28 protein-coding genes, 3 tRNA genes and 1 other RNA gene are annotated in these 26,259 nt (G+C 27.5%); 19 read left to right on the forward strand and 13 right to left on the reverse strand.

Features of this window, described 5'->3' with window-relative positions; all coding sequences use genetic code 11:
* Window positions 1-15 precede the first annotated feature (15 nt).
* Entirely contained in the window at window positions 16-168 is a 153-nt protein-coding gene (locus BLBBGE_RS03210) for a hypothetical protein (protein ID WP_167884938.1), read from the forward strand.
* Window positions 169-356: 188 nt separating this feature from the next.
* On the opposite strand, the gene BLBBGE_RS02520 is transcribed toward BLBBGE_RS03210, so the two are convergent.
* Window positions 357-932 carry a MarC family protein gene (locus BLBBGE_RS02520; protein ID WP_012841031.1) on the reverse strand — a complete coding sequence of 192 codons (576 nt, stop codon included), beginning with the start codon at window positions 930-932 and terminating at the stop codon, window positions 357-359.
* Window positions 933-1,143: 211 nt separating this feature from the next.
* Entirely contained in the window at window positions 1,144-2,505 is a 1,362-nt protein-coding gene (gene pyrF / locus BLBBGE_RS02525; RefSeq protein ID WP_012841032.1) for an orotidine-5'-phosphate decarboxylase, read from the reverse strand.
* A 58-nt stretch (window positions 2,506-2,563) separates the two neighbouring features.
* On the opposite strand from pyrF, the gene BLBBGE_RS02530 reads away from it, so the two are divergent.
* The gene (locus tag BLBBGE_RS02530) at window positions 2,564-3,505 is read left to right on the forward strand and encodes a dihydroorotate oxidase (protein WP_041936799.1); all 942 of its coding nucleotides are present in this window, start codon (window positions 2,564-2,566) and stop codon (window positions 3,503-3,505) included.
* Here the strand turns inward: BLBBGE_RS02530 and proS are convergent.
* Window positions 3,499-4,965, reverse strand: coding sequence for a proline--tRNA ligase (proS, locus tag BLBBGE_RS02535; protein WP_012841034.1), 1,467 nt, complete (start codon window positions 4,963-4,965; stop codon window positions 3,499-3,501). The two genes, BLBBGE_RS02530 and proS, sit on opposite strands and share 7 nt — an antisense overlap.
* A gap of 115 nt (window positions 4,966-5,080) precedes the next feature.
* Here proS and rpmF point away from each other — a divergent pair, with 115 nt between their 5' ends.
* Genes rpmF through accC form a run of 3 tightly spaced genes read left to right on the forward strand, consistent with a single transcriptional unit; the run spans window position 5,081 to window position 7,122 of the window.
* On the forward strand, window positions 5,081-5,266 hold the full coding sequence (rpmF, locus tag BLBBGE_RS02540) for a 50S ribosomal protein L32 (RefSeq protein WP_012841035.1): 186 nt from the start codon (window positions 5,081-5,083) through the stop codon (window positions 5,264-5,266).
* Window positions 5,267-5,290: 24 nt separating this feature from the next.
* Window positions 5,291-5,755 (forward strand): acetyl-CoA carboxylase biotin carboxyl carrier protein, encoded by a 465-nt coding sequence (gene accB, locus BLBBGE_RS02545; protein WP_012841036.1) that lies wholly within the window; start codon window positions 5,291-5,293, stop codon window positions 5,753-5,755.
* 5 nt (window positions 5,756-5,760) lie between these two features.
* Window positions 5,761-7,122 carry an acetyl-CoA carboxylase biotin carboxylase subunit gene (gene accC / locus BLBBGE_RS02550; protein WP_012841037.1) on the forward strand — a complete coding sequence of 454 codons (1,362 nt, stop codon included), beginning with the start codon at window positions 5,761-5,763 and terminating at the stop codon, window positions 7,120-7,122.
* Between the two features lie 8 nt (window positions 7,123-7,130).
* Here accC and prfA read toward each other — a convergent pair whose 3' ends face one another.
* Window positions 7,131-8,216, reverse strand: a complete 1,086-nt coding sequence (prfA, locus tag BLBBGE_RS02555; protein WP_012841038.1) for a peptide chain release factor 1 — start codon at window positions 8,214-8,216, stop codon at window positions 7,131-7,133.
* A gap of 67 nt (window positions 8,217-8,283) precedes the next feature.
* Window positions 8,284-8,676 carry a DUF4293 family protein gene (locus tag BLBBGE_RS02560; RefSeq protein WP_012841039.1) on the reverse strand — a complete coding sequence of 131 codons (393 nt, stop codon included), beginning with the start codon at window positions 8,674-8,676 and terminating at the stop codon, window positions 8,284-8,286.
* 121 nt (window positions 8,677-8,797) lie between these two features.
* On the opposite strand from BLBBGE_RS02560, the gene rho reads away from it, so the two are divergent.
* The 3 genes from rho to rmuC all read left to right on the forward strand — a co-directional run bounded on the left by rho (window position 8,798) and on the right by rmuC (window position 11,887).
* Window positions 8,798-10,591: a transcription termination factor Rho gene (gene rho, locus BLBBGE_RS02565; protein WP_012841040.1), complete on the forward strand. Its 1,794-nt coding sequence runs from the start codon at window positions 8,798-8,800 to the stop codon at window positions 10,589-10,591.
* Window positions 10,592-10,647: 56 nt separating this feature from the next.
* A tRNA-Met gene (locus BLBBGE_RS02570) sits at window positions 10,648-10,720 on the forward strand.
* A gap of 96 nt (window positions 10,721-10,816) precedes the next feature.
* Window positions 10,817-11,887 carry a DNA recombination protein RmuC gene (gene rmuC / locus BLBBGE_RS02575; RefSeq protein ID WP_226989454.1) on the forward strand — a complete coding sequence of 357 codons (1,071 nt, stop codon included), beginning with the start codon at window positions 10,817-10,819 and terminating at the stop codon, window positions 11,885-11,887.
* A gap of 37 nt (window positions 11,888-11,924) precedes the next feature.
* Here the strand turns inward: rmuC and BLBBGE_RS02580 are convergent.
* The 3 genes from BLBBGE_RS02580 to BLBBGE_RS02585 form a co-directional block, all read right to left on the reverse strand.
* Window positions 11,925-12,009: transfer RNA gene (locus tag BLBBGE_RS02580), tRNA-Ser, on the reverse strand.
* An 8-nt stretch (window positions 12,010-12,017) separates the two neighbouring features.
* Window positions 12,018-12,319, reverse strand: an RNA gene (gene rnpB, locus BLBBGE_RS03145) — RNase P RNA component class A.
* On the reverse strand, window positions 12,318-13,028 hold the full coding sequence (locus BLBBGE_RS02585) for a YebC/PmpR family DNA-binding transcriptional regulator (protein WP_012841042.1): 711 nt from the start codon (window positions 13,026-13,028) through the stop codon (window positions 12,318-12,320). The genes rnpB and BLBBGE_RS02585 overlap by 2 nt, the downstream gene beginning before the upstream one ends.
* Before the next feature lie 51 nt (window positions 13,029-13,079).
* Here BLBBGE_RS02585 and rpmB point away from each other — a divergent pair, with 51 nt between their 5' ends.
* From rpmB to htpG, 5 genes are all read left to right on the forward strand, one after another.
* The gene (gene rpmB / locus BLBBGE_RS02590) at window positions 13,080-13,310 is read left to right on the forward strand and encodes a 50S ribosomal protein L28 (RefSeq protein ID WP_012841043.1); all 231 of its coding nucleotides are present in this window, start codon (window positions 13,080-13,082) and stop codon (window positions 13,308-13,310) included.
* A complete protein-coding gene (gene rpmG, locus BLBBGE_RS02595; protein ID WP_012841044.1) occupies window positions 13,303-13,485 on the forward strand; it encodes a 50S ribosomal protein L33 in 183 nt (60 codons plus the stop codon). The genes rpmB and rpmG overlap by 8 nt, the downstream gene beginning before the upstream one ends.
* A gap of 13 nt (window positions 13,486-13,498) precedes the next feature.
* Window positions 13,499-13,642 carry a DUF4295 family protein gene (locus BLBBGE_RS03200; RefSeq protein WP_226989468.1) on the forward strand — a complete coding sequence of 48 codons (144 nt, stop codon included), beginning with the start codon at window positions 13,499-13,501 and terminating at the stop codon, window positions 13,640-13,642.
* A 9-nt stretch (window positions 13,643-13,651) separates the two neighbouring features.
* Window positions 13,652-14,605, forward strand: coding sequence for a signal recognition particle-docking protein FtsY (ftsY, locus tag BLBBGE_RS02600; protein WP_012841046.1), 954 nt, complete (start codon window positions 13,652-13,654; stop codon window positions 14,603-14,605).
* 77 nt (window positions 14,606-14,682) lie between these two features.
* Window positions 14,683-16,533, forward strand: coding sequence for a molecular chaperone HtpG (htpG, locus tag BLBBGE_RS02605; RefSeq protein ID WP_012841047.1), 1,851 nt, complete (start codon window positions 14,683-14,685; stop codon window positions 16,531-16,533).
* A 4-nt stretch (window positions 16,534-16,537) separates the two neighbouring features.
* Here htpG and BLBBGE_RS02610 read toward each other — a convergent pair whose 3' ends face one another.
* Window positions 16,538-17,308: a 3'-5' exonuclease gene (locus BLBBGE_RS02610; protein WP_012841048.1), complete on the reverse strand. Its 771-nt coding sequence runs from the start codon at window positions 17,306-17,308 to the stop codon at window positions 16,538-16,540.
* 18 nt (window positions 17,309-17,326) lie between these two features.
* Window positions 17,327-18,025 carry a CDP-alcohol phosphatidyltransferase family protein gene (locus BLBBGE_RS02615; RefSeq protein ID WP_012841049.1) on the reverse strand — a complete coding sequence of 233 codons (699 nt, stop codon included), beginning with the start codon at window positions 18,023-18,025 and terminating at the stop codon, window positions 17,327-17,329.
* Between the two features lie 35 nt (window positions 18,026-18,060).
* Between BLBBGE_RS02615 and ybeY the strand changes: the two genes are divergently transcribed.
* Both ybeY and mnmG read left to right on the forward strand, forming a co-directional pair.
* Complete coding sequence (gene ybeY / locus BLBBGE_RS02620; protein WP_012841050.1) at window positions 18,061-18,459, forward strand: rRNA maturation RNase YbeY; 399 nt, start codon at window positions 18,061-18,063, stop codon at window positions 18,457-18,459.
* Window positions 18,460-18,486: 27 nt separating this feature from the next.
* Complete coding sequence (gene mnmG, locus BLBBGE_RS02625) at window positions 18,487-20,355, forward strand: tRNA uridine-5-carboxymethylaminomethyl(34) synthesis enzyme MnmG (protein WP_012841051.1); 1,869 nt, start codon at window positions 18,487-18,489, stop codon at window positions 20,353-20,355.
* Here the strand turns inward: mnmG and BLBBGE_RS02630 are convergent.
* Window positions 20,323-20,559 carry a septum formation initiator family protein gene (locus BLBBGE_RS02630; protein WP_255321550.1) on the reverse strand — a complete coding sequence of 79 codons (237 nt, stop codon included), beginning with the start codon at window positions 20,557-20,559 and terminating at the stop codon, window positions 20,323-20,325. The two genes, mnmG and BLBBGE_RS02630, sit on opposite strands and share 33 nt — an antisense overlap.
* Before the next feature lie 297 nt (window positions 20,560-20,856).
* On the opposite strand from BLBBGE_RS02630, the gene fumC reads away from it, so the two are divergent.
* A complete protein-coding gene (fumC, locus tag BLBBGE_RS02635; RefSeq protein ID WP_012841053.1) occupies window positions 20,857-22,242 on the forward strand; it encodes a class II fumarate hydratase in 1,386 nt (461 codons plus the stop codon).
* A 1-nt stretch (window position 22,243) separates the two neighbouring features.
* Here the strand turns inward: fumC and BLBBGE_RS02640 are convergent, their stop codons facing one another.
* Window positions 22,244-23,014 (reverse strand): TatD family hydrolase, encoded by a 771-nt coding sequence (locus tag BLBBGE_RS02640; protein ID WP_012841054.1) that lies wholly within the window; start codon window positions 23,012-23,014, stop codon window positions 22,244-22,246.
* Window positions 23,015-23,047: 33 nt separating this feature from the next.
* Between BLBBGE_RS02640 and fabD the strand changes: the two genes are divergently transcribed.
* The 3 genes from fabD to BLBBGE_RS02655 are packed head-to-tail and all read left to right on the forward strand — an operon-like array spanning window position 23,048 to window position 26,163.
* A complete protein-coding gene (fabD, locus tag BLBBGE_RS02645; protein ID WP_012841055.1) occupies window positions 23,048-23,917 on the forward strand; it encodes an ACP S-malonyltransferase in 870 nt (289 codons plus the stop codon).
* Between the two features lie 17 nt (window positions 23,918-23,934).
* Entirely contained in the window at window positions 23,935-24,855 is a 921-nt protein-coding gene (locus tag BLBBGE_RS02650; protein WP_012841056.1) for a GYDIA family GHMP kinase, read from the forward strand.
* Window positions 24,856-24,912: 57 nt separating this feature from the next.
* The gene (locus BLBBGE_RS02655) at window positions 24,913-26,163 is read left to right on the forward strand and encodes a citrate synthase (protein WP_012841057.1); all 1,251 of its coding nucleotides are present in this window, start codon (window positions 24,913-24,915) and stop codon (window positions 26,161-26,163) included.
* Between the two features lie 2 nt (window positions 26,164-26,165).
* Here BLBBGE_RS02655 and BLBBGE_RS02660 read toward each other — a convergent pair.
* A tRNA-Leu gene (locus tag BLBBGE_RS02660) sits at window positions 26,166-26,248 on the reverse strand.
* Between the last annotated feature and the right edge of the window lie 11 nt (window positions 26,249-26,259).

A 26,259-nucleotide genomic window follows, 5' to 3' on the forward strand; every position in this document is an offset into this window, starting at 1 on the left:
TTTTATTGCATGAAAATGAAAGGTAAAAAAAATTTTGATAAAGTTATAAAAAATGGAAAATATTTGTTAATAGATCCTGTTTGTTCTGTTTTTCTATTAGAAAAAATAAATTGTGAAAAAAATTCATTCATCAACTTAATTGGAACTTTAGTAAAAAAAAAACTTTAAAAATCAGTTCATAGAAATAGAATCAAACGTTTATTGAGAACTTGTTTTTCATTGAATAAATCCATTTTGGAAAAACATATGGAAAGCAAAAATATTTATATAATTTTCATTTATAATCATTTTTATCTTCCTAAATTTCAAGAGATAAATCAATCTGTAAAAAAAATATTCAATAAAATAAAAAGAGATTATGGTTGAAATAATTGACCTGCATTAGCTCCAAAAATTTTAACGGCAAAAGCTAATAAAACAATTCCAAATATCTTTTTGAGTATATCTAAGCCATTGTTTCCTATTTTTTCAGCTATAAAATCACATCTATCTATCACAAAATAAACAACGATCATGTTCAAGATCAAAGATAAAAGAATAATATTTACGTCATAAGTTGTTCTTAATGAAATCAAAGTGGTTAAAGACCCAGGACCAGCTATAAGAGGAAAAGCTATTGGAACAATAGAAGTTTGTGCGTTTTCTGTAACTTTGTGTAAATCAACTCCTAATATCATTTCTAAACCTATTAAAAACAACACTATAGATCCTGCTACAGAAAAAGAGTGAACATCCACTCCAATAATTTTTAGCATAGGTTGTCCTAGGAATAGGAAAGATAAGAATATAACAAGAGAAGTGACTATTACTTTTTTAGTTTCTATTATGTTTCCTTTTGATTTGAATCCCATAATAATCGGAGCATTTCCTAATATGTCTATAATGCTAAAAAGTATCATAAAACAACTGATTAATGAATTTATCCATTCCATATTCAAAATTTATTCTAAAGAATTTTTACCTTATTACGAATTATAATTTATTTAATGAAATAACACACTTGCAACGAGTTCTCTTATTTTTTTGAGAACAAGATCACATAACATATAACATATACAAATTAAATAAAAATATAATCAGTATCATTAATTTTTTTTAAAAAAACTCATATTCCGTAAATTTCATTGAATTGTTGAATTTCATTCAAAGTCCATTTTCATACGCTTTCCATCCTGCATTTCTATATTCTTCGGCTGCTATTTTTGGATTGTTAGACTGGTAAATTCCTCTTCCTACAATTATAAAATCACTTCCATTTTTTTCAAAAGCTTTAGTGGGATGAATATAGGTATTTCCTAAGTTGTTTGAATTAGAAAAATGAATTCCAGGTGTAAATAGTAATAATCTATCGTCTACTTTTCTTTGTGCTACAGTTCCAATAACTTTTGGGTTTTTCAAAGAAATATTTAATGCTTTTCTGATGTAATTATCGTCGGATAATCTTCCATAAGAAGACATTTCAGATATTGTAATTAAACCCATCCTGGAAGGAATATTCAAGTTTTGTATACTTGCACTGCCAGAAAGGACGTGCGCAGTTACAATATCGGCCCAAGAAGAAATCTTATATATTCCATCATGGAGTTGAAGATAATTAGTAGGTCCTACATCACATAATTTTCTATCTTCAAATAGTAAGAATTTTTTTTCTATAGAAATGTTTTTAAGAGAATTTATAAATGAAAATGAAAAATCATTAATAATGTCTGCATGAAGTTTTAATCCACAAATTCTATCTCCAATTAAATTGACTAATTTTAATATATTTTTAGAATGTACTAAATCCGCAGAAACTATCAAGTTGGTTTTTTTTTTCAATGTAATATCAATAAGTTTTTTTCCTATAGGATGAGAAATTCTCTCTTTTTTTTCTTCATAAGAAATACGTTTATTTTGAAGATTTTTTATATTTTTTTTGCTAAAAAAAAATTGAATCATATGTATTTTTTTTTTTTTAAAAAATTGTTTCTTTTCTAACATTTTTAAAACTTCTCCTATACGAAATAAAGTTCGTATATTGTATCCTCTTTTTTTTATGTTTTCTGTTCCTCCTTGTTCTCTATCAAGAATGGACATAATGTCTTTTATTATTAATCCTTCTTTTTCAAGATCTATTACAGTTTTCAGTAAACTATCTCCACTTGTGATGACATCTTCTATGAGAAGACAATTTTGTCCTTTTTTGTAAATTCCTTCAATCATTCGCTTAGTTCCATAGCCTTTATTTTCTTTTCTTTTAATAATTAACGGAATATTAGACCTCAAAGATAAAGTTGTAGCTATAGGCAAAGCGGCGTAGGGGACTCCACAAATGAGTTCAAAATTAGTAGATGAAACTTCATTAAGAAGTAAATCCGATAATTTTATTAATAAGTCTGGTCTAGAAGCTATTGGACGAAAATCGATATATATGGGGGAATTCATTCCACTTTTCAAAGTAAAATTTCCAAATTTTATGATTCCTAAATTGTAAATTTTTAAAAAGAACTGTTCTTTTTCTTCCATAAAAAAAACTGTTTTGGTAAAGTTAAAAATTTTATACTTGGATATTATTATAATTGATATGATTATGAAAAAAATAGATATTTCTGCTCGTATAAATGGAATTCAACTTTCATCATGTATTATGAATGCTTCAGGAGCTCTTTGTACAACAGGTCAAGAATTATCTGATCTTTTAGATAGTTCTTCTGGAGCTATTGTAACAAAAAGTTGCACTAGACAACCAAGAAAAGGAAATATAAAACCAAGATATTTCGAATGGAATGTGGGAAGCATTAATTCTATGGGATTACCTAATCTTGGAATAGATTTTTATTTAAACTTTTTAGAAGAAAAAAAAACTAAAAAACCTGTTTTTCTTTCTATATCCGGATTATCTATAGAAGAAATTTTTTTTCTTCTAAAAAAAGCTAATTTTTCTTCAAAAATTACGGCTATAGAGTTGAATTTATCTTGTCCAAACCTTCAAGAAGAAATATTAGGATACGATTTATACAAAATTTATGATTTTTTAGAAAATGTATTTAAATTCAATGAAAAACCTTTAGGGATTAAACTCCCTCCTTATTTCAAGGAGGAATACATAAAAAATATGTCTTTGATTTTAAATCAATTTCCTATTGTTTTTGTCACTTGTATTAATAGCTTACCTAACGGAATTTTTGTTGATCCAAGGAATGAAACATCAGTCATACAACCAAGAAATGGATTTGGAGGGATAGGAGGATCAATAATCAAACCATTTGCACTAGCTAATATTCGTAAATTTTATACTTATCTTAGGAAAGATATTTCTATCATAGGATGTGGAGGGATCTCTTATGGAAAAGATATTTTTGAACACATATTGTGTGGAGCTTCAGCTGTTCAAATAGGAACACAATTGATGAAAGAAGGAATTTCAGTCTTTGAAAGATTAAAAAAAGAGTTTACTCTTTTTTTGCAAAAAAAAAATTATTCATCGATAAACAGTTTTAAAGGAAAATTGAAAAATCTTCAATAAGATTTGGAAAAAACAACCCTTTGCAAAGAAGGATTTCCGGAATAAATACATTTTCCTTTTTCCTTTTCGGAAGACAATGGGATACAACGTATAGTCGCTTCTGTTTCTTCTTGAATTTTTTTTCCTGTATTTTTAGTTCCATCCCAGTGAGCAAGAATGAAACCTCCCGAATCGTTTATTTTTTTTTTAAAATCATAATAACAATCTGATTGAGTAGTCAATCTTTGAGTTCTATCTAATGCTTTTTGATAAATGTTTTTTTGTATATCATCAAGTAATTTAGGAATCAAATTTTTTAAATTTATCCAAGATATATATATTTTTTCATATGTATCTCTTCTAAAAATCTCTACTTTTTCATTTTTTATTTCGTTTGATCCTATACTAATTCGTAGAGGAACTCCTTTCATTTCATATTCATGAAATTTCCATCCAGGAGTAAATGTTACTCTATTGTCATATTTTACTCGTATTCTTTCTTGTTCTAAAACATTTAGAATTTTTTCAACTACGTCATTTATAATTCCAAACTTTTCTTTGTTTTTATATATAGGAATAATAACAATTTGTATAGGAGCTATTTTGGGAGGTAAAATTAAACCTTTATCATCAGAATGTGACATAATCAATCCACCTATTAATCTAGTAGATACTCCCCAAGAAGTGGACCATACATATTCTTTTTTTCCATTGTAATTAGTGAATTGAACATCAAAAGCTTTAGAAAAATTTTGTCCTAGAAAATGAGAAGTGCCAATTTGTAAAGCTTTTCCATCTTGCATAAGAGCTTCTATACAATATGTTTTTTCTGAACCATAAAATTTATCCATATGTGGTTTGATTCCTTGTAATACAGGAATTGCCATAAAATTTTCAGAAAAATCTGTGTAAATATTTAATATTTTATTAGCTTCTTCTATAGCTTCTTTTTTCGTAGAATGAGCAGTATGTCCTTCTTGCCACAGAAATTCAGTAGTTCTCAGAAACAAACGGGTTCGCATTTCCCATCTCAATGCATTTCCCCATTGATTTAATAAAACGGGTAGATCTCTATAAGATTGAATCCAACGTTTATAAGTTTTCCATATGATACTTTCAGAGGTGGGTCTAATTACTAATTCTTCTTGTAATCTGGATTCAGGATCAATAATTAGTTCTTCTTTATTTTTTTTTAATCTAGAATGTGTTACCACAGCACATCCTTCAGAAAATATTTCAGTATGTTCTTTTTCTTTTGAAAAAACGGATTTAGGAATTAGTAAGGGAAAATAAACATTTTTATGTCCTGTATTTTTTAGCATTTTGTCTAGTTCTTGTTTCATTTTTTCCCATAAAGAGTATCCATATGGTTTTACAATCATAAAACCACGTACGCCGGAAAATTCGGCTAAGCCAGACTTGACTACTATTTCATTATACCATTTTGAATAATCCTCCCTACGTTTAGTTAATTGGTTCATAAGACATGAGAAATAAAACTAAGAATAAGACATATTAAAATAAAGATATAAAAATTATTTTTATTAACACATTTAATTTTATTTCTAAATTAGTGGTTTATTATAATTTAATCTTATGGCACATCCTAAAAGAAGACAGTCTAAATCTAGAAGAGATAAAAGAAGAAATCACTTAAAAATCAAAGAACCTTTATTAGTGAAATGTGCTTTAACAAATAAAAAACATTTATATCACCACGCTTATTGGCATGAAAAAAAACTCTATTATAGAGGAAAAATTGTATACAGCAAAGAAGAATAAAGATCCTGATCTATTCTATCAATTATGGATTTCGAAAAAATCAAGTCACTCATTCAATTTGTTTCAGAATCAAATATTAGTGAAATAAGGATTAAAATAGGAACTACTAAAATTCATATAAAAAATAGGACATTTATAAAAAAAAATGAAAAACATTTATGGAATTCTACTTATTCTAAAATGTCTTCCTCTATTTCTGATTTTTCAGACAGATTTTCTAAAATAGAAAAAGAAAACAGAAATCAATATTTAACAATTAAATCTCCTATGATCGGAACATTTTATAGAAAACCTCATCCAGATCAAGAACCTTTTGTGAAAATAGGAGATCAAATCAAAATAGGAACAAAGGTTTGTGTGATAGAAGCTATGAAATTATTTAATGATATTGAATCTGAAGTCAATGGAAAACTTGTAAAAATTCTTGTAGAAGATTCTAGTCCTGTTGATTACGATCAACCTTTATTTCTTTTAGATCCAAATTATTAATTTTTATGTTTAAGAAAATATTAATAGCCAATCGTGGGGAAATTGCTTTGAGAATTATACGAACCGTCAAAGAAATGGGAATCAAAACAGTGGCGGTTTATTCTACAGCAGATAAACATAGTCTTCATGTTTATTTTGCAGATGAAGCTGTATGTATAGGTCCACCTTCTCCATCTCAATCCTACCTAAATGTTCCAAATCTAATTTCTGCTGCAGAAATTACAAATGCAGATGCTATTCATCCTGGATATGGATTTTTATCTGAAAACGCATATTTTTCATCCATGTGTCATAAACATGGAATTAAGTTTATAGGAGCTAAACCCAATCATATGATTCAAATGGGGAATAAGATTTCAGCTAAGAAAACCATGAAAAAAGCTGGAATTTCTTGTTTACCTGGATCAGATTGTTTTTCAGAATTTTCTTATAAAGAAATAGAATATTTTGCAGACAAAATAGGATACCCTGTTATCATTAAAGCTGTTTCTGGAGGTGGTGGAAAAGGAATACGATCTGTTTTCGATAAAAAAAGTTTAAAAAACTCTTGGGAAGAAGCTCAAAAAGAAGCTTGGTCATGTTTTAGAAAAAAAGATATGTATATAGAAAAATTAATTTTAGATCCAAGACATATAGAAATACAAATTCTAGGAGATAAATATGGGAAAGCATGTCATTTATCTGAAAGAGATTGTTCTATTCAAAGAAGAAATCAAAAATTAGTAGAAGAAGCTCCTTCTCCATTTTTAACTTCATCTCTTAGAAAAAAAATGGGAAATGAAGCAGTTAAAGCCGCTGAATTTATTCATTATGAAGGAGTAGGAACGATGGAATTTTTGGTGGATCAAAATAAAAATTTTTATTTCATGGAAATGAATCCAAGAATACAAGTAGAACACCCTATTACAGAAGAAATAACGGGTTTAGATTTAATTCAAGAGCAAATATTTCTAGCTTACGGAAAAAAAACTTTCCAGAAAAAAAATTATTATCCAAAAATGTATTCAATAGAATGTAGAATTAATGCAGAAGAACCATCTCATAATTTTAGACCAGTTCCCGGAAAGATTACTCAAATGCATTTACCAGGTGGAAAAGGAGTCCGTGTAGATACACATATTTATGCAGGATATTTGATTACACATTATTATGATTCTATGATTGCTAAAGTTATTGTTACAGCAACAAATAGGAAAGAAACCATAGAGAAAATGCGTCGTTCTTTAGAAGAATTCGTTATAGAAGGAATCCAAACGACTATTCCTTTTCATAGAAAACTTATGCAAAACGATGATTTCTTAAAAGGAAATTATAATACAAATTTTTTAGATAGAATAGATTTCTATTCCCTATTATCAGATCATTGAGGATCATATTATTTTTTATTTTCAATAAATTTTAAAAAATTAATCATTTCTTGAATGTTTCCATTCATGAATCCTGCAAGATCATAAATAGATTTATGAATTCTATGATCCGTAACTCTGCTTTTGGGATAATTATAAGTCCTAATTTTTACAGAACGATCTCCCGTTGAGACTAACGATTTTCTTTTTATAGATATTTCCTTTAATCTTTTTTCCTTTTCATTTTGATAAATTCTTGATCGTAAAACATTTATAGCTTTTTCGAAATTTTTGTGTTGAGAACGTTCTTCTTGGCATTCGACTGTTATTTTGCTTGGTAGATGAGTTAATCGTACAGCAGATTCTGTTTTGTTAACGTGTTGTCCTCCTGCCCCACTAGATCTAAAAGTTTCTTTTTTTATATCAGATAAGTTAATGTTTACCTCTATATCTTTTACTTGAGGAAGCACCGCTACTGTTATAGCAGATGTATGCACTCTTCCTTGGGATTCTGTTTTTGGAATTCTTTGTACCCTATGTACTCCAGATTCGAATTTTAAATTTCCATAAACTCCTTCTTTTCCATTCACATCCAAAATAATTTCTTTATATCCTTTTATTCCTCCTTTTTGAGCATGTATAATTTTATATTTCCAACCTGATTTTTTAAAATACATTGTATACATTCTTAATATATCTTCTACAAAAAGACACGCTTCATCTCCTCCTGTTCCAGAACGGAGTTCTACAATAGCATTTCTATGATTTTCTGTTGTTTCTTCTGTTTCATTTGATAATGAAAAAATAAGATCATAAGATTCCTTTTCAATAGATGATAAATTTTCTAAAATTTTGTATTTCTCTATGGAGGCTAATTCTTTTAGATCCGCATCGGAATCATTTTTCAATATAAAATCTGCTTCTTGAAGTAAAGCTAGTTTTTTGTTGTATTTTTCATAAAGAGAAACTATTTTTTCTAGTTTTAGATATTTTTTTAATAATATTTTATATTTTTTTTGATCAGATATAATATTAGGTTGAATGATAGATTTTGAAATTTCATAAAATTCCTTTTTAGATCCTTCTAATTTTTGAATGAATGAAGCTTTTTTCATTTTATTTTGGTTTTTTTAATAAATAACAAAAATATATCTTCTACAAAAAGACACGCTTCATCTCATATCATCGGATTCTACTCATCGAATCAATCAATTCTATGTCTTTTTTTATGGCTTTATTAGCCATGTACAAAACACACATACTACAAAAACATAATGATACGAAAAAAAGCGAAATTTCTTTTAGAATGGATTGATTGAATTGATATAAAAAAAGAATCAAATTAGTACTAATTGCAAGTATATTTGTTTTATTCATAAATATTTGCAATTTTTTTTTTTTGAAAAAAAGAAGACTTAAAAGAGATAAAATAAAACCTATAATTAGAAAAATGAAAATCGTTTTTTTTAAAGAAAAAAAATTAGACGTCAAAAAAATGAAACGAAAATAATATAGAGAAATGGAATAAATCAAAATAGAAATAAATAGATATAATGTTTGTATCCTATATAACATATAGATTAAATTGTTTATTAGTTCAAATTAATTTTTTGTATAATTGCATTTATCGTTTCTAAAATAATTATACTAAAAAAGTATATTATTTGCCAAGTATAAAATCTAACCCAATCACTTTATGTTTGATATTACTGAATTAAAAAGTAAGAAACTTTTTGAATTACAGGAAATAGCTCGTTCTTCAGGATTAAAAAAATGTACACAATTACGAAAAAACGAACTCCTAGAGAAAATCATTTCCATTTTTAATAACAAAAATACTTCCATACATTCTTCATTAAGAAAAGAAAATCCTTTAAAAAAAGGATTTAAAGTGCGAAAAGAATCGAAAAATTCATTTTCGGAAAATAAAAATACAAACAATGAGAAAAAAAAACATTCTCAAGAAAATTTAAAAGCTTCCAAAAATTCATTTTCGGAAAATAAAAATACAAACAATGAGAAAAAAAAACATTCTCAAGAAAATTTAAAAGCTTCCAAAAATTCATTTTCGGAAAATAAAAATACAAACAATGGGAAAAAAAAACATTTTCAAGAAAATTTAAAAACCTCCAAAAATTCATTTTCGGAAAATAAAAATACAAACAATGGGAAAAAAAAACATTTTCAAGAAAATTTAAAATCTTCTAAGCTGTCAGAAGATATAAAATATCAAAAAAAACATCAAAATTTTACGAATTGGAAAAAAAATGACAGAAATGATAGATCTGAATCTATCCCATCATCTCAGAGTCACGGTATAGAAGGAATATCACAAAAAATTTCTTCTAATAAATACCGCACTCCTGAATATGAATTTGAAGGAATTATAATCAGTGAAGGAGTATTGGAAATTATGCCAGAAAATTACGGTTTTTTAAGATCTTCCGATTTTAACTATTTATCATCGCCTGATGATATTTACGTTTCTCAATCTCAAATTAGACTTTTCGGAATGAAAACAGGAGACACAATAAGAGGAGAAGTACGGCCCCCTAAAGATGGAGAAAAGTATTTTCCCTTAATTAAAATTCTTGAAATCAATGGAAGGCCTCCTTCTTTTGTAAGAGAAAGAGATTCTTTTGAACATTTAACTCCATTATTTCCCAATGAAAAATTCAAATTAGCTGAAAAAAATGCAACTCTTTCTACAAGAATAGTAGATCTTTTCACTCCTATAGGAAAAGGACAAAGAGGAATGATTGTTGCTCCTCCTAAAACAGGAAAAACTACTTTATTAAAAGAAATAGCTAATGCTATTGCGGCCAATCATCCTGAAGTCTATTTAATCATATTATTGATTGATGAACGTCCGGAAGAAGTAACAGATATGCAAAGAAATGTAAAAGGAGAGGTCATCGCATCTACTTTTGATGAACCTGCAGATAGACATGTCAAAGTAGCTAATATTGTTTTACAAAAAGCAAAAAGAATGGTTGAATGTTCTCATGATGTAGTCATATTATTAGATTCTATCACACGTTTAGCACGTGCATATAATACTGTAGCTCCTGCATCTGGAAAAGTATTGTCAGGAGGAGTAGATGCAAATGCATTACATAGACCGAAAAGATTTTTTGGAGCTGCTAGAAATATAGAGAATGGAGGATCTTTATCTATTATTGCTACTGCTATGATTGACACAGGATCCAAAATGGATGAAGTTATTTTTGAAGAATTTAAAGGAACAGGAAATAAAGAACTTCAATTAGATAGAAAAATAGCTAATAAACGAATTTATCCAGCTATAGATTTGGTTTCTTCTAGTACAAGAAAAGATGATCTTTTGCTTGATCAAAATACATTACAAAGAATGTGGATTTTGCGAAAACATCTTTCTGATATGAATCCAGTGGAAGCTATGGAATTTTTAAGATCTAGAATGGCTAGAACTCAAAATAACGAAGAATTTTTAATATCTATGAATGGATAAAATATATTTCTATCAATATTTGATTTTGTAGATGAAAAACGTTATATTATTATATGCGCGGGATGGAGCAGTTGGTAGCTCGTCGGGCTCATAACCCGAAGGTCATAGGTTCGAGTCCTATTCCCGCTACTTTTTCCTCAATCACAAGGATTTCTTTCTATTCATTCATGTATTATTCTTTTATTTTTTGTTTGTTTTTTTATTTTTTTGATATGCATATATTTTTTGAGAAAATTGGAATTGTTTTTCAGAAAAGAATTTAAGGATCAAAAAGAAGAAATTCAAAAATTATCTCAATACAGTAAAAAAGAGCTTAATAATTCTTTAGTGGAAGTTAAAAATGGATTAACACAAACTGTTAAAGATTCTCAAGATTCTCTAGAAAAAAAAATTCAATTTTATTTTGATCATCAATCTAAAAAATTAGATTCTGTTTATAAGGAACAAGAAAAATTGATTAGAATTATAGAAAAAAAACTTGAAGAAATAAAAGAAAATGTTAATGAAAAACTTCAAAATTCTTTGAATATTCATCTGGGAAAATCATTCGAAATTATCGGAAATCAGTTATTCTTTTTACAAGAAGGTTTGGGGGAAATGAAAATTTTGGCGAAAGATGTAAGTTCTTTAAAAAGAACCTTAAATCATGTAAAAATATGTGGGAGTTTTAGCGAAATGCAACTTTCAATGCTTTTACAACAAATTTTGTCTCCAGAACAATATGCTTCTAATGTTATTACCAAATCTAACACAAATTTTGTGGTAGAATTTGCAATAAAACTTCCAGGACTTGAAGACGGGAATATTATATGGCTTCCTATTGATGTGAAATTTCCAAAAGAAACTTATGAAAAAGTGCAGACAGCTTATCGTAAAGGAGAAAAAAAAAATATAGAAATAGCTATAAAAAATATGGAATCTGTACTTAAAAAAATGTCAAAAGATATTAAAGAGAAATATATAGATCCTCCACATACTACTGATTTCGCTATTCTATTCTTACCTTTTGAAGGAATATACGCTGAGATAGCAAGAAATTCTGGTCTACTAGAAGAATTATTGAGAAAATACAAAACCGTAATAACAGGACCTTCCACATTAGCAGCTGTATTAAACAGTTTACAAATAGGATTTAGAACTTTAGCTATTCAAAAAAGAAGTTCTGAAGTATGGAAAATTTTAGAAACTGTCAAACAGGAATTCACAAAATTCAGATTCTTACTTCATCAAGCTCAGGATAAATTGCAAGGCGCTTCAAAGGATATAGATAAATTATTGGCGTTAGAACTAATTTGATTGAAAAGAAATTGAAAGATATAGAAAACTATTAAAGCGGAGAGAAAGGGATTCGAACCCTTGACACTTTTTTGTGAACACGCTTTCCAGACGTGCGCCTTAATCCTCTCGGCCATCTCTCCTTTGAAGTTAAGGAAGTAGGACTATAAGCCGGATTCTGTATTTAACCTATCATTTATCTAGGATTTAGGTCACCCATGATCTCTATCTGCCTACCCCCCGGTATCAACCGAGCCAGTTAACCGGTGTACATGGCATTTCACCACACAGAGTTTACATGATTTCACTACAGCCTTTGAACTTTGAATCTAATCTGTACTTCCTTTCTGTTGCACTATTCCTCATCTCTCGATGGATGGGTGTTACCCATTGTGTTGCTCTATGGTGTCCGGACTTTCCTCATTTTTTCAATGCGATAGGTCGTCCTACTTTATTTTTCTAAATTCGAGTAAATGTTTTCTACATCTTCATCTTTTTCAAGTTTTTCAATAAAATTCAAAACTTTTTCTTTATTTTCTTCTGAAATCCATTTCATCATTTGTTTTGGCATACGAATGACTTCATATTCATGGAATATTTCTAATTTTTCTAAATTGCTTTTCATAGATCCAAAGGATTCAAAATTTGTGTATATGGAAACCATATCGTCATTTTGTACAAAATCCTTAGCTCCGAAGTCTATTGTCATCAGTTCAAAATCTTCCATTGAATAATGAATATCTTTTTTTTTTATATAAAAGACACCTGTTCTATGAAACAGGTGAGTTAACTCTCCATTATGACATAGTCTTCCTCTATTTTTATTAAAAAATGTTCTGATATTAGAAATTGTACGAATACTATTATTCGTCATACATTCTATAATTAAACTTACTCCATTAATCTGTCCTTCTAAATTTAAATTTTTGTAATCTTCTGTTTTTATTTGTAAAGCTTTTTTTATGGCTTTTGCTATAGTGCTTTTAGGAATATTAACTGATTTTGCATTCATCATTGCATTTCTGAAACGAAAATTATTTTTTCCTGATTCTTTGACAGCTATAGTTATTTCTTTAATGATCTTAGAAAATTTTCTAGATTTTCTAAAATCTTGATTAGATTTTCTATGTTGTATATTTGCCCACTTACTATGTCCTGACATGAAGTGTCTTTTTTTTTATGCTAAATTAGCAATTTAGAAAAAAAAATTATTATGTCAAAAGTTTGTGAATTGACAGGAAAAAAAGCAATGATAGGAAATAAAGTTTCTCATGCAAATAATAAAAAAAAACGTCGCTTTAATATTAACTTGTGTAAAAAACGTTTTTTTTTTAATAAAAGAAAAAAATGGATTACTTTAAAAATTTGTGCTTATGCGGTTAAGATCATTAATAAAATAGGAATTGAAAATGCATTAAAACGTTACAAACATAAAAATGGCTAGAAAAGGAAACAGAATACAAATTATATTAGAATGTATTGAACAAAAAAAAAGTGGAATTCCTGGTTGTTCTAGGTATATTACAACAAAAAATAAAAAAAATACTCCAAATAGAATTGAATTAAAAAAATATAATCCAGTGTTAAAAAAATATACAATTCATAAAGAAATAAAATAGTATGTCTAAAAAAATGGTAGAAAACAAAAAAAAAAGTAATCAAAAAAAAATGACTTTGGCTATAAAAATAATTAAATCTAAAAAATCTGGTTTTTATACCTTTGAAAAGAAAATGCTTTCGAATGGGGAAGTCAATATTTTTTTTCTAAAAAAGTAGTTACTCATAATGTTCTTTCTAAAAAAGAAAAAAGAATCGGAGGATAAGAAGACTTTTGATCATGAATTGAAAAAAACTAGAGAATCCTTTTTTTCTAAAATCAAAAATCTTTTTTTGAGAAAATCAAAAATAGAAATTAATGTGATTGATCAAATGGAAGATATATTATTATCTGCAGATATAGGCATTCCAACCACCATAAAAATTATTGATAATTTAGAAAAAAGAATTCAAAAAGAAAAATATAGAGATACACAAGATTTATATAATTTACTAAAAAAAGAGATAGAAAATCTTTTTATAAATATTAAAAATGAATGCTTAGAAAAAAAAATAAAATCTCATAAAAAACCATATGTAATAATGATGGTAGGTGTCAATGGAGTTGGAAAAACAACAACTATTGGAAAATTAGCTTTTCTTTTAAAGAAAAAAGGTTTTCATTCAATTATAGGAGCTTCTGATACATTTAGAGCTGCTGCTATTGATCAACTTGAAATATGGGCAAATAAAGCTAAAGTTCCTTTAATCAAACAACATATGTATGCCGATCCAGCATCTGTTGCATATGATACTTTACAATCTGCTAAGTCCAAAGAAAAAGATGTGGTATTAATTGATACGGCAGGTAGATTACAAAATCGTATTGGTCTTATGGAAGAGCTTTCTAAAATAAGTAGAGTTATGAAAAAAATTATACCTGAATCTCCTCATGAAATTATGCTTGTTTTAGATGCAAGTACAGGTCAAAATGCTTTTGAGCAGGTAAAAAAATTTACTTTTTTTGTTAAAATTTCTTCTATTGTATTGACAAAAATAGAAGGAACAGCTAAAGGAGGAGTAGCAATAGGAATTATGGATCAATTTAAAATTCCCATACAATATCTAGGTACAGGAGAAAAAATACAAGATTTGAAAGAATTTGATGGTAAAAAATTTATAAATTGTTTTTTTGAAGAATAAAGAATTATGAAATCTGACATTATGTATTTTTATTTATTACGGTATGATATTTGTATAATTTCAATAAATTCAGTTTCATGGATAAAATTAGTGTAACTTCAGATAATATTTTTCCTATCATAAAAAAATTTCTTTATTCTGATCAAGAAGTTTTTTTACGAGAACTTGTTTCTAATGCAACAGACGCTATTGTGAAATTAAAAACGATAGCCAAATTAGAAAATTTGGATGATTTTGCAGAAGATGATTTGAAAGTTCGTGTTCTAATAAACAAAGAAAATAAAACTATTCATATCATAGATAATGGAATTGGAATGACCAAAGAAGAAGTAGAGAAATATATTAATCAAATAGCTTTTTCTGGAGCAGAGGAATTTATTAAAAAATATAAAACATCTGAAAAAAATAATCAGATTATTGGTCATTTTGGATTGGGCTTTTACTCTTCCTTTATGGTGTCTAATAAAGTGATGATATTCACTCAATCTTATCAAAAAAATGCATCATCTATATTTTGGTCTTGCGAAGGATCTCCTAATTTTATTATGAAAGAAATTGAAAAAAGAGATAGAGGGACAGAAATTGTTTTATTGATTCATGAAAATAGCAAGGAATTTTTAGAATATGATCGTATTTTCAAATTGTTACAAAAATATTGCAAATTTATGCCTGTAGCAATTTCTTTATCTTCTAAAGAACAAAAAAAGGATGAAAAAGAAACTATTGTCAATAATATTCATCCTGCTTGGACAAAAAATCCACTTCAATTGATTGAAAAAAATTATTTAGATTTTTATCATCAATTGTATCCTAATCAGTTGGAAGATCCTTTATTTTGGGTCCATCTAAATATAGATCATCCTTTTCATTTGACAGGTATTTTATTTTTTCCTAAAATAGAAAAAAGAATTGATATACAAAAAGATAAAATTCATTTGTATCAAAATCAAGTTTATATTACGGATAATTTAGAGGGAATTGTTCCAGATTTTTTGAGCTTGTTAAGAGGAGTTATAGATTCTCCAGATATTCCTCTTAATGTATCACGTTCTTATTTACAATCCGATATGTCGGTAAAAAACATATCTAGATATATAACAAGGAAAGTTGCAGATAAGCTAGATTCCCTGTTTAGAAGGGACAGAGAAGATTTTCAAAAAAAATGGGAAGATATAAAAATTATAGTAGAATATGGAATGATAAGTGCACAAAACTTTTTTGATAAAGCTATCAAATTTTTCATTTGTTTTACTGTAAACAACATTTATTTTACTTTAGAAGAATTCAAAAATAAAATCAGTAAAATACAAAAGAATAAAGAAGGAAAAATTATTTTTCTTTATTCTTCAGATAAAGAAGAACAATACAGTTATATTAAAGAAGCAACAGATAGGGGTTATGAAGTTTTGATTTTGGACAGCCCACTTTCAGTTCATTTAATACAAAAATTGGAGTTTTTTGATAAGGAAATTTTTTTTGTTAGAATCGATTCAGATCATATTGACAAATTAATTGATCAAGATAAAAAATATGATTCAGAGCTTTCTGAAAAAGAAAAACAAGATTTAAAAAATCTTATTAACACTCATTTAGTGGAAAAATATAAATTTTCCATACAATTAGAAAATTTATCCAAAAAAGATTATCCTTTTTTAATTATCGTTCCGGAGTTTTTAAGAAGGATCCAAGAAATGAATTCTATAGGGAAAAAAATTGTAGAGGAAAAAGATCAAACAAAATATTATCAATTGATAGTAAATACAAATCATATTTTGATGAAAAAAATTTTACAAGAAATATCTGAAGAAAAAAGAAAAAAAATAATTCAAGAAGCTTTAAATTTAACTTTTTTATCCAAAAATATGCTTCATGGAAAAAATCTTTCTACTTTTGTATCAAAAAAATTAGAAGATTTAACTAGAGATTAGTTTTTTAAGATTTATTGAATTTTCTTAACTTAACTCCTGTTAATATTTTTTTTGTATACAAGGGAAAATCTGAATTTTGGATCCATTCATAATAGTTAGGGTCTTTTTCAAAAATTTCAAAAACCTTTTCTCCTTTATATTTTCCAAAATTAAATATTTCGTTTCCTTCTTCATCTATTTTTACAAATCCAGCAAGATCTGCTATATTTTTTTGATGAGAAAATTGATTTAGACTTTTGACATCTTTTTTCAAATTTTCATATTTTTCCAATTGAGACAGTAATATTTCATATGTAGCGAATGCATCTTCTTTTGAACTGTGAGCTTTTATAAGCTCTTTACTGCAATAATATTTATAAGCAGCAGAAAGAGTTCTAGGTTCCATCTTATGGAAGATAACTTGCACGTCTATGGTTTTGTGTTTTTTGATATCAAAAGAGATTCCTGCACGAAGCATTTCTTCTGCTAAAATTGGTATGTCAAATCTATTAGAGTTATATCCTGCTAGGTCTGTATTTTCAATCATTTTAAAAATGGAAAAGGCTACATCTTTAAATTTCAGTTTTCCTTCTACATCTTCATTTTTAATTCCATGAATAGCTGTTGATTGTGGAGGAATAGGAATTCCAGGACAAACTAGCCAAGTTTTATCTTCTTGATTCCCATTAGGAAATATTTTTAATATGGATATTTCTATGATTCTATCTTTTCCGATATTGATTCCTGTAGCTTCTATATCAAAGAAACAAATGGGACGATGAAGTTTTAATTTCATATTTAATTTAGATATTGATTATGAATTTTTCAATCTATAAAAATAGATTGAAATTGTTATGTAAAAAATAATAATGCATGGTAAAGCAACTACATGTAAAGTTAATAAAAGAAATGTACTAATCAATAATAAAATATAACGTTCTTTATTCTTTTTCCAAGAGTATCCTTCAAAAGAAAACGAAATCATTGGTATTTTACAAACTAAAAAATAACAAGATAAAAATATCAAAAAAAGCATTATAACAGGATACATGATAATATTTTTGATAAAAATTGGTACTGTAGAATAAGTTGTCATAATAGATAAAGAAGAAAAAAATAAAGTATTGACAGGAGTCGTCAATCCTCTATAATCATAAGGATTCATATTGAATTTAGCTAAACGACATGCGGAAAAAATGGAAATTAAAAAAGAAAACCATTCAATAAATGGTATTTTTTTTTCATTGTTTTCAATAAAAAGGAAAACTATTATAGATGGAACTATTCCAAAAGAAACCATATCAGCGAGAGAATCTAATTCTTTTCCAAATTGATTTTCGTTTTTTATCAACCTGGATACAAAACCGTCTAAAAAATCAAAAATTATTGAAAATAAAGTAGCAATAGCAGAACCGTAAAAATTTTTAGACTGTAAAAAAATTATGGATATGCATCCACAAAACAGATTCAATAAAGTAAAAATGTTTGGAATTATTTTTTTAATTTTTGTCAAAATATGTAAAAATTATACTGCTAAAATAATAAATAATGATTAAATTATTCTATGAAATTTCTGATTTTCAGATTGAAAATGAATCTTTCTTTATTCAAGAAATTTGTCTATTGTTAAAAAATGAAGGAATGTATATTGGAAACATAAATTATGTTTTTTGTAATGATAATTTTCTTTTAGATATGAATGAAAAATATTTGCAAAAAAATCTTTATACAGATGTGCTTTCATTTAATTATTCCATCAATCAATGGATATGTGGAGATATATTTATTAGTGTTGATCGTGTTTTAGAGAATTCGAAACTATGGAATCAATCTTTTTTGGTTGAATTAAAACGTGTCATGATACATGCTGTATTACATTTTTTAGGATATGATGATCAAAACAAAATGGATAAAAAAATAATGAAAAAAAAGAGGAGTTTTATTTAAATTTATTTCAATTTTGAAAAAATAATCATGTTTTTAGATATATATGATATTATAGTAGTTGGGGGTGGACATGCTGGAGCTGAAGCTTCTTTAGCATCTTCCAATATAGGATCTAAAACTTTGCTTGTTACTACTAATTTACAAACAATAGGTCAAATGTCATGTAATCCAGCTATAGGGGGAATAGCAAAAGGACAGATGGTTAGAGAAATAGATGCTTTAGGAGGTTATTCTGGAATAATTTCTGATTATAGCATGATTCAATTTAGGATGCTCAATCAATCCAAAGGGCCTGCCATGTGGAGTCCTAGAGCTCAATGCGATAGAAAATTATTTTCCTATTATTGGAGATTTTTTCTAGAAAAAAATACTCAATTAGATCTATATCAAGATACAGTTACATCTTTAATAATAGAAAAAAATCAGGTGAAAGGTGTAAAAACTTTTTTTGGATTAAAAATTAAAGGAAAATCAGTAATACTCACAAATGGGACTTTTTTAAATGGAAAAATACATATTGGTGAAAAAAAAATTAATGGAGGAAGAATAGCAGAACAAGAAGTTCGTGGAATCACAGAACAATTAACCAAACACTTTGGATTCAAATATGGTAGAATGAAAACGGGAACATCTCCAAGGGTAGATGGACGTTCCTTGAATTATGATAAAATGAAATCTCAATATGGAGATATTCATCCAAAAAAATTTTCTTTTTTTTATGAAACAAAAAAATTAACGAAACAACGAAAATGTTATATAACTTATACCAATCAAAAAGTCCATGATTTAATACGTAAAAATTTCAATTGTTCTCCAATTTTTACAGGATCCATTCAAGGTGTAAGTCCCAGATACTGTCCTTCTATAGAAGAAAAAATTTTTAGATTTTCCGATAAAGAAGAACATCCTATTTTTGTTGAACCTGAAGGTTGGAATACTGTAGAAGTATATATCAATGGGTTTTCCACTTCTTTTTCAGAAAAAATACAATATCAATCATTAAAACAAATTTCTGGATTTGAAAAAGTGAAAATATTAAGACCTGGATACGCTATTGAATATGATTATTTTCCTCCCGAACAATTAAAACCTACTTTAGAGAGTAAAATTATAGAAAATCTTTTTTTTGCTGGACAAATTAATGGGACTACTGGATATGAAGAAGCGGCGGCTCAAGGATTAATAGCAGGAATCAATGCTTCTTTAAAAATTAGTCAAAAAGAACCGTTTATTCTTAAAAGAAATCAAGCTTATATTGGTGTTTTAATAGATGATTTAATTACAAAAGGAACAGAAGAACCTTATAGAATGTTTACTTCAAGAGCTGAATATAGAATGTTATTGCGACAAGATAATGCAGATATTAGATTAACTCCTATGGGATACAATATAGGTTTAATTTCAGAAGAAAAAATGAGAATATTAGATAAAAAAAAATCTAATATAGAAAAATGTATGCATTTATTTCAAAATAGAAATTTTGAGCCAAAAGTTATAAATCCCATTTTAGATGATAAAAAATCTCCCAGAATATATCATGATAAGAAAATAGAAACTATTTTATCTCGTTCTGAAATTGATATAAAGGACATTATCTCCATTCCGTTTCTAATGAAAGAAATTAAAAATTTTGATCAAGAAATATTGGAGCAAGTTTCTATTAGAATCAAATATAAAGGATATATAGATAGAGAAAAAGAAAATGCAAAAAAATTATTAAAATTAGAAAATTTAAAAATTCCAAATAATTTTGATTATAAAACCATTCAATCTCTTTCTTTAGAAGCAAGAGAAAAATTGGATTATCATCGTCCAGTATCATTAGCGCAAGCTTCAAGGATTAGTGGGGTTTCTCCTTCTGATTTAAGTATTTTGCTCATTCATATGGGACGGTGATAGTTTTGTTTTGTCGGATATCACAAATAAATCTTCATCCTCTTTCTTCATGTAAAATTTTTCTCTTGCTAATTTTTCTAGATATTTAGGGTCTGTAGTCAATTTTTTTAAATGATTTTCTTCTAATAAAATTTTCTTTTTCAAAGAGTCTCTATCCAATGTCATTTGTTGAATACTTTTCTTAAACTTATAATGTAGTATCAAAGAATTGGAATCAAAAAAAGATATCCATATGAAGAAAAAAAACTTATCCAAAAATATTTGTTTTTAAATATTTTATATTTTTTTCCATTTTCACGTTTTAAACTGATTATAAAATTCATAAATACGTTAATGAATAAGCTTAAAACAATCCAATAAATACTAAAAAAAGATAGAAAAAAACACACCAAAAACCAGATATGGTTATTGCTAAAAAAAGTAAAAATCCTATAAATTTTATTATCATAATTTTTTTAAGAAGTTATAATTTTTTCTATAATTTCGTAAAAAAATAGGACAATGATTTATAGAAAAGAAAAAGATACTTTGGGGATCGTAGAAGTTCCTGTCGATAAATACTGGGGGCCGCAAACAGAAAGATCTAGGAAAAATTTTAGAATCGGACCAGAAGCTTCTATGCCTATAGAAATTATTCATTCTTTTGGTTTTTTAAAAAAAGCTGCTGCTCATGCAAACTGTGAATTTGGTCTTTTATCTAAAAAGAAAAGAGATATTATTTCTTTGGTTTGTGATGAAATTATAGAAGGAAAATTAAATGATCAATTTCCTTTAGTCATATGGCAAACAGGATCTGGAACTCACACCAATATGAATGTTAATGAAGTAATTTCCAATAGAGCTCATATTTTAATGGGTGGGGTACTGGGTCAAAACAAATCTTTTATACATCCTAATGATGATGTCAATATGTCTCAATCATCTAATGATACTTTTCCTACAGCCATGCATATTGCTTCTTATAAAGAATTAATAGAGAAGACCATTCCTTCTATTCAAAAATTAAAAGAAACTTTAGAAAAAAAATCAAAATCATTTCAAGATGTGATCAAAATAGGAAGAACCCATCTGATGGATGCTACTCCTATCACTTTAGGACAAGAATTTTCCGGGTATGTTTCTCAAATAGATCATGGATTAGACTCTATTAAAAAAACTTTATATCATCTTTCTGAATTAGCTATAGGTGGAACGGCTGTTGGTACAGGATTGAATGCTCCTAAAGGATATGATACAAAAGTTACTGAATACATATGTCAATATACAGGGGCCCCTTTCAAAGTCGCAAAAAATAAATTCGAAGCTTTATCATCGCATCATGCGATGGTGGAAGCTCACGGAGCTCTAAAACAAATAGCTGTTTCTTTAATAAAAATATCAAATGACATTCGTTTTTTAGCTTCTGGACCACGTTCAGGAATTGGAGAAATTTATATTCCCGAAAACGAACCCGGATCTTCTATCATGCCTGGAAAAATAAATCCGACTCAATGTGAAGCTATTATTATGGTTTGTACCCAAATTATGGGAAATGATGTATCCATTTCCATAGCAGGATCTTCAGGAAACTACGAATTAAATGTTTCTAAACCATTAATAGTGTATAATTTTTTACAATCTTCCCAACTTCTTGCAGATGCTTGCGCATCTTTTTCTTCTTTTTGTGTAAAAGGAATCAAACCAAACTATCAAAGAATTAAAGAATTTTTGGATAAATCTTTGATGCTTATAACAGCACTAAATACTCATATTGGATACGAAAAATCAGCAGAAATTGCCAAATCTGCTTATGCAAATAATAGAACTTTAAAAGAAGAAGCTATTAGATTAGGATACTTAACTGGGGATAAGTTTGAAGAGTTAGTCAATCCATCAAAAATGGTGTGAATTATGAAAAAAATAAATTTTCTACATTCATATGAATAATATTGGCTATTTTTTCTTCTGATGTAGAATAAATTTGAGAAAGTTTTTTCAAAATTATTCTTAAATTTTTTGGCTCATTTCTTTTTCCTCTAAAAGGATGTGGAGAAAGATAGGGGGAATCGGTTTCTAGCATTATATGATCCAAACTTATTTTATGCAAAAATTGACTCACATGATTGTTTTTGAAAGTAATCATTCCTCCAATTCCTATTTTAATTCCTAAGTCAATAATTTTTTTAGCTTCTTCTAGAGTTCCAGAAAAACAATGGAACACTCCTCTAAGAGAAGAGCTTTTTTCTTTTGATAAAATATGAAAAATGTAATCAAAAGCTTGTCTACAATGTATAACTATGGGAAGTTTTTTTTTTTTTGCCCATTTTATTTGAGTTTGAAAAGCGTATTCTTGTTCTGATACAAATTTATTTTCTAAATAAAGATCCATTCCAATTTCTCCGATAGAAATGAAAGAATGTTTCAATAACCATTTTTCAATACTATTTAATTCTTTTTCTAAATTATTTGGAAAAACTTTATTAGGATGAAGCCCTATCATAGGATAACATATGTTAGGATATTTTTTTTCTAATTTTAATATATTAGGGATGTCTGAAGTGTCTATAGAAGGAATAAAAAATCTGTGTATTCCTAGATGAATAGCTTTTTGTATGACACTGTCAATATCTTCAGAAAATTCTTTCATATACAGATGAGCGTGGGTATCAGTAATTTTCATGTAATTAATTATTAATTTTAAAAAAAATTTTTTATGAAAGCTTATCTATTTCCTGGTCAAGGATCTCAATTTATAGGAATGGGAAAAAACTTATACAAAAACTCTTTTTTGGCAAAAAAATTATTCCAATTAGCTGATGATGTTTTAGAATTCAGAATCACATCTATAATGTTTGAAGGAACTATGGATGTATTAAAACAAACAAAATACACGCAACTTGCAATTTATATATATTCAGTCATAAAAGCAAAAATATCAAATGATTTTAATCCTGATATGGTCGCTGGACATTCTCTTGGTGAATTTTCTGCTTTAGCTGCAATAAACGTCTTTTCTTTTGAAAATGGCTTGATATTAGTGAATAAAAGAGCATCAATTATGCAAAAAATTTGTGAATCAATCCATGGAGGAATGGCTGTAGTGTTTGGGTTGGATGATTCCATTATAGAAGACGTTTGTAAAAATGATAGTGGAATTATTGTTCCGTCTAATTATAATGCCCCTGAACAATTAGTCATTTCCGGTGAATATCAAGCTTTGAAAAGAGTTTGTTTTTCTTTAAAAGAAAGAGGAGCCAAAAAAATATTTATTCTTCCTGTTCATGGAGCTTTTCATTCTCCTATCATGGAACCAGCTAAAAAAGAATTAAAAAAATTTATAAACAAAATTTCTTTTAAAGATTCTAAATGTCCAATCTATCAAAATGTAACCGCTCAATCAGTCATCAAATCTAACGATATAAAAAAAAATCTTGTAGAACAATTGACTTCTCCTGTAAAATGGAAACAATCTATAGAAAACATGATTACTCATGGAGCTATTTCATTTACAGAAGTAGGTCCAGGAAATATTTTACAAGGTTTAACGAAAAAAATTTCAAAAAATCTTGCAAAAAAAATATAATATAAAACCATGTGATCATGCATCAACATGAGAATTTTTTTTATAGTCATGGAAAACTGTTGTTAACAGGAGAATATTTTATTTTATGTGGAGCTTGTGGATTAGCTTTACCTACAATTAAAGGACAATCATTAACTATATTGAGACACAATTTATCTTCTGTTTTACATTGGAAAAGTTATGATGAAATCAATCAACTTTGGTTTGAAGTTATTTTCAAACTTCCTTCCTTAGAAATTTTTTATGAAACAGAAAAGAGAACAGCAATGAGGTTAAGAGATCTATTATTAAAATCCAAAAAACTTCAAAAAAGTTTTCTTCATAATTCATTGGGAATATATGTAAAAACAAAATTAGAATTTCCTAGAAATTGGGGATTGGGAAGTAGTTCCACTTTAATTCACAACATAGCAAAGTGGGCTCAAATCGATCCCTATATGTTATTAGGAAATAATTTTCCAGGAAGTGGTTATGATATAGCTTGTGTTACTATATCAAAACCAATAATTTATAAATTGCATAATAAAAAACCTCATATTATTCCTATAGATTTTAATCCTCCATTCAAAAATCAACTTTTTTTTCTACATCTCAATAAAAAACAAAATACTTATGATGGAATACAATTTTTTCTTTCTCAAAAAAATATATCCAGTCAAAGTATTGAGTCTATATCTTCTATTACTCAAAAAATTACTTTTTGTAAAACATTAGAAGAATTTGAAGAATTATTATTGAAACATGAAATGATTATATCAAAAATATTGAATATTCCTACCATTAAAGAAACATATTTTCCAGATTATTTAGGATTGGTTAAAAGTTTAGGCGCATGGGGGGGGGATTTTGTTTTGATAAGCTATAGAGAAGGAATGAGAAATTATTTTTCTAAGAAAGGATTTCATACTCTCATTTCATTTGACCAGATGATTTTCTAAAAATATGGAAATCTACATTTTATTTATATTATATTGTATATTTTAAATTTATTTCATATGTGCAGCGTTGTTCATTTCGATATCAATGGATGTCATTATAAGTTTCCTGTAGTTTATGGAACTTTTTACGAAAAAGCCATTAATATTTCTAAATTAAGAGAAAATACAGGCTTTATGACATTTGATCCAGGATTAAAAAATACAGGAATTGCTAAAAGTTCTATCAGTTTCATAGATGGGGAAAAAGGAGACCTTTTATATAGAGGATATCCTATTGAACAAATTATTAATAAATGTTCGTTTATGGAAACGAGTTACCTGATTTTAAATGGAGAATTACCCAATACTGCACAATTAAAATATTTCTCTGAAAAAATAAAAAAATTTAATTATATTAACCAGGAAATTTATCAAATACTTGATAAAATCCCTGATAATTATCATCCAATGGGGATATTATCTTCCTTAACCTATGTTTTGACTGTGTTTACAAATTGGCTAAAAGAAGAAGATATGTATCTTCATCTTTTAGCCAAACTACCTATATTAGCTGCTTTGACTTACAGAAAAAAAGTAGGACTTCCTCCTTCTTATGCAGATCATGATCTTGATTATACTTCTAATTTATTAAAAATGTTTTTTTCTGTCCCTAATAAATCTTACCAACAAAATCCAATTATAACGGATGCTTTGGATAAACTATTAATCCTGCATGCTGATCATGAGCAAAATTGTTCAACAACTACTGTACGTTTATTAAGTTCTGTTCATTCAGGACTATTTTCATCTGTTTCTGCAGGAATTAGTGCTCTTTGGGGAAGATTGCATGGAGGCGCTAATCAAGCTGTAATTGAAATGTTAGAAACGATTTTAAGAAGTGGAGGAAATATAAAAAAATGGATAGAAAAAGCAAAAAATAAAAAAGATCCATTTCGATTAATGGGATTTGGACATAGAATTTATAAAAATTTTGATCCTAGAGCAAAAATAGCGAAAGAAGTAGCTGAAAATCTTATCAACAAATTGGGAATTCTTGATCCAATTTTAGAATTGGCAAAAAATCTTGAAGAAAGTGCCCTTCAAGATTCTTATTTTGTGGAAAATAAACTTTATCCCAATATTGATTTTTATTCAGGAATTATTTATCAAGCTATAGGTCTTCCAAAAGACATGTTTACTGTGATGTTTGCTTTAGGAAGATTGCCAGGATGGATGGCTCATTGGAAAGAAATGAAATTTAATAAAGATCCTATAGGAAGACCTAGACAAATTTATATAGGATCCAAAAAAAGGAATATAAAGTGCTAAAGTGCGGGCGAAGGGATTCGAACCCTTACGCCTAATAGGCATCAGATCCTAAGTCTGACGTGTCTACCAATTCCACCACGCCCACTAATTTTTAAA

The organism is Blattabacterium sp. (Blattella germanica) str. Bge, assembly GCF_000022605.2.
Classification (GTDB): Bacteria; Bacteroidota; Bacteroidia; order Flavobacteriales; family Blattabacteriaceae; genus Blattabacterium.

Excerpts from the sequence above, each read along its gene's own strand:
- BLBBGE_RS03210 (WP_167884938.1), top strand. The coding sequence starts at position 16 with ATGAAAGGTAAAAAAAATTTTGATAAAGTTATAAAAAATGGAAAATAT.
- BLBBGE_RS02520 (WP_012841031.1), bottom strand. The coding sequence starts at position 932 with ATGGAATGGATAAATTCATTAATCAGTTGTTTTATGATACTTTTTAGC.
- pyrF (WP_012841032.1), bottom strand. The coding sequence starts at position 2,505 with ATGGAAGAAAAAGAACAGTTCTTTTTAAAAATTTACAATTTAGGAATC.
- BLBBGE_RS02530 (WP_041936799.1), top strand. The coding sequence starts at position 2,564 with ATGATTATGAAAAAAATAGATATTTCTGCTCGTATAAATGGAATTCAA.
- proS (WP_012841034.1), bottom strand. The coding sequence starts at position 4,965 with ATGAACCAATTAACTAAACGTAGGGAGGATTATTCAAAATGGTATAAT.
- rpmF (WP_012841035.1), top strand. The coding sequence starts at position 5,081 with ATGGCACATCCTAAAAGAAGACAGTCTAAATCTAGAAGAGATAAAAGA.
- accB (WP_012841036.1), top strand. The coding sequence starts at position 5,291 with ATGGATTTCGAAAAAATCAAGTCACTCATTCAATTTGTTTCAGAATCA.
- accC (WP_012841037.1), top strand. The coding sequence starts at position 5,761 with ATGTTTAAGAAAATATTAATAGCCAATCGTGGGGAAATTGCTTTGAGA.
- prfA (WP_012841038.1), bottom strand. The coding sequence starts at position 8,216 with ATGAAAAAAGCTTCATTCATTCAAAAATTAGAAGGATCTAAAAAGGAA.
- BLBBGE_RS02560 (WP_012841039.1), bottom strand. The coding sequence starts at position 8,676 with ATGTTATATAGGATACAAACATTATATCTATTTATTTCTATTTTGATT.
- rho (WP_012841040.1), top strand. The coding sequence starts at position 8,798 with ATGTTTGATATTACTGAATTAAAAAGTAAGAAACTTTTTGAATTACAG.
- BLBBGE_RS02585 (WP_012841042.1), bottom strand. The coding sequence starts at position 13,028 with ATGTCAGGACATAGTAAGTGGGCAAATATACAACATAGAAAATCTAAT.
- rpmB (WP_012841043.1), top strand. The coding sequence starts at position 13,080 with ATGTCAAAAGTTTGTGAATTGACAGGAAAAAAAGCAATGATAGGAAAT.
- rpmG (WP_012841044.1), top strand. The coding sequence starts at position 13,303 with ATGGCTAGAAAAGGAAACAGAATACAAATTATATTAGAATGTATTGAA.
- BLBBGE_RS03200 (WP_226989468.1), top strand. The coding sequence starts at position 13,499 with ATGGTAGAAAACAAAAAAAAAAGTAATCAAAAAAAAATGACTTTGGCT.
- ftsY (WP_012841046.1), top strand. The coding sequence starts at position 13,652 with ATGTTCTTTCTAAAAAAGAAAAAAGAATCGGAGGATAAGAAGACTTTT.
- htpG (WP_012841047.1), top strand. The coding sequence starts at position 14,683 with ATGGATAAAATTAGTGTAACTTCAGATAATATTTTTCCTATCATAAAA.
- BLBBGE_RS02610 (WP_012841048.1), bottom strand. The coding sequence starts at position 17,308 with ATGAAATTAAAACTTCATCGTCCCATTTGTTTCTTTGATATAGAAGCT.
- ybeY (WP_012841050.1), top strand. The coding sequence starts at position 18,061 with ATGATTAAATTATTCTATGAAATTTCTGATTTTCAGATTGAAAATGAA.
- mnmG (WP_012841051.1), top strand. The coding sequence starts at position 18,487 with ATGTTTTTAGATATATATGATATTATAGTAGTTGGGGGTGGACATGCT.
- fumC (WP_012841053.1), top strand. The coding sequence starts at position 20,857 with ATGATTTATAGAAAAGAAAAAGATACTTTGGGGATCGTAGAAGTTCCT.
- BLBBGE_RS02640 (WP_012841054.1), bottom strand. The coding sequence starts at position 23,014 with ATGAAAATTACTGATACCCACGCTCATCTGTATATGAAAGAATTTTCT.
- fabD (WP_012841055.1), top strand. The coding sequence starts at position 23,048 with ATGAAAGCTTATCTATTTCCTGGTCAAGGATCTCAATTTATAGGAATG.
- BLBBGE_RS02650 (WP_012841056.1), top strand. The coding sequence starts at position 23,935 with ATGCATCAACATGAGAATTTTTTTTATAGTCATGGAAAACTGTTGTTA.
- BLBBGE_RS02655 (WP_012841057.1), top strand. The coding sequence starts at position 24,913 with ATGTGCAGCGTTGTTCATTTCGATATCAATGGATGTCATTATAAGTTT.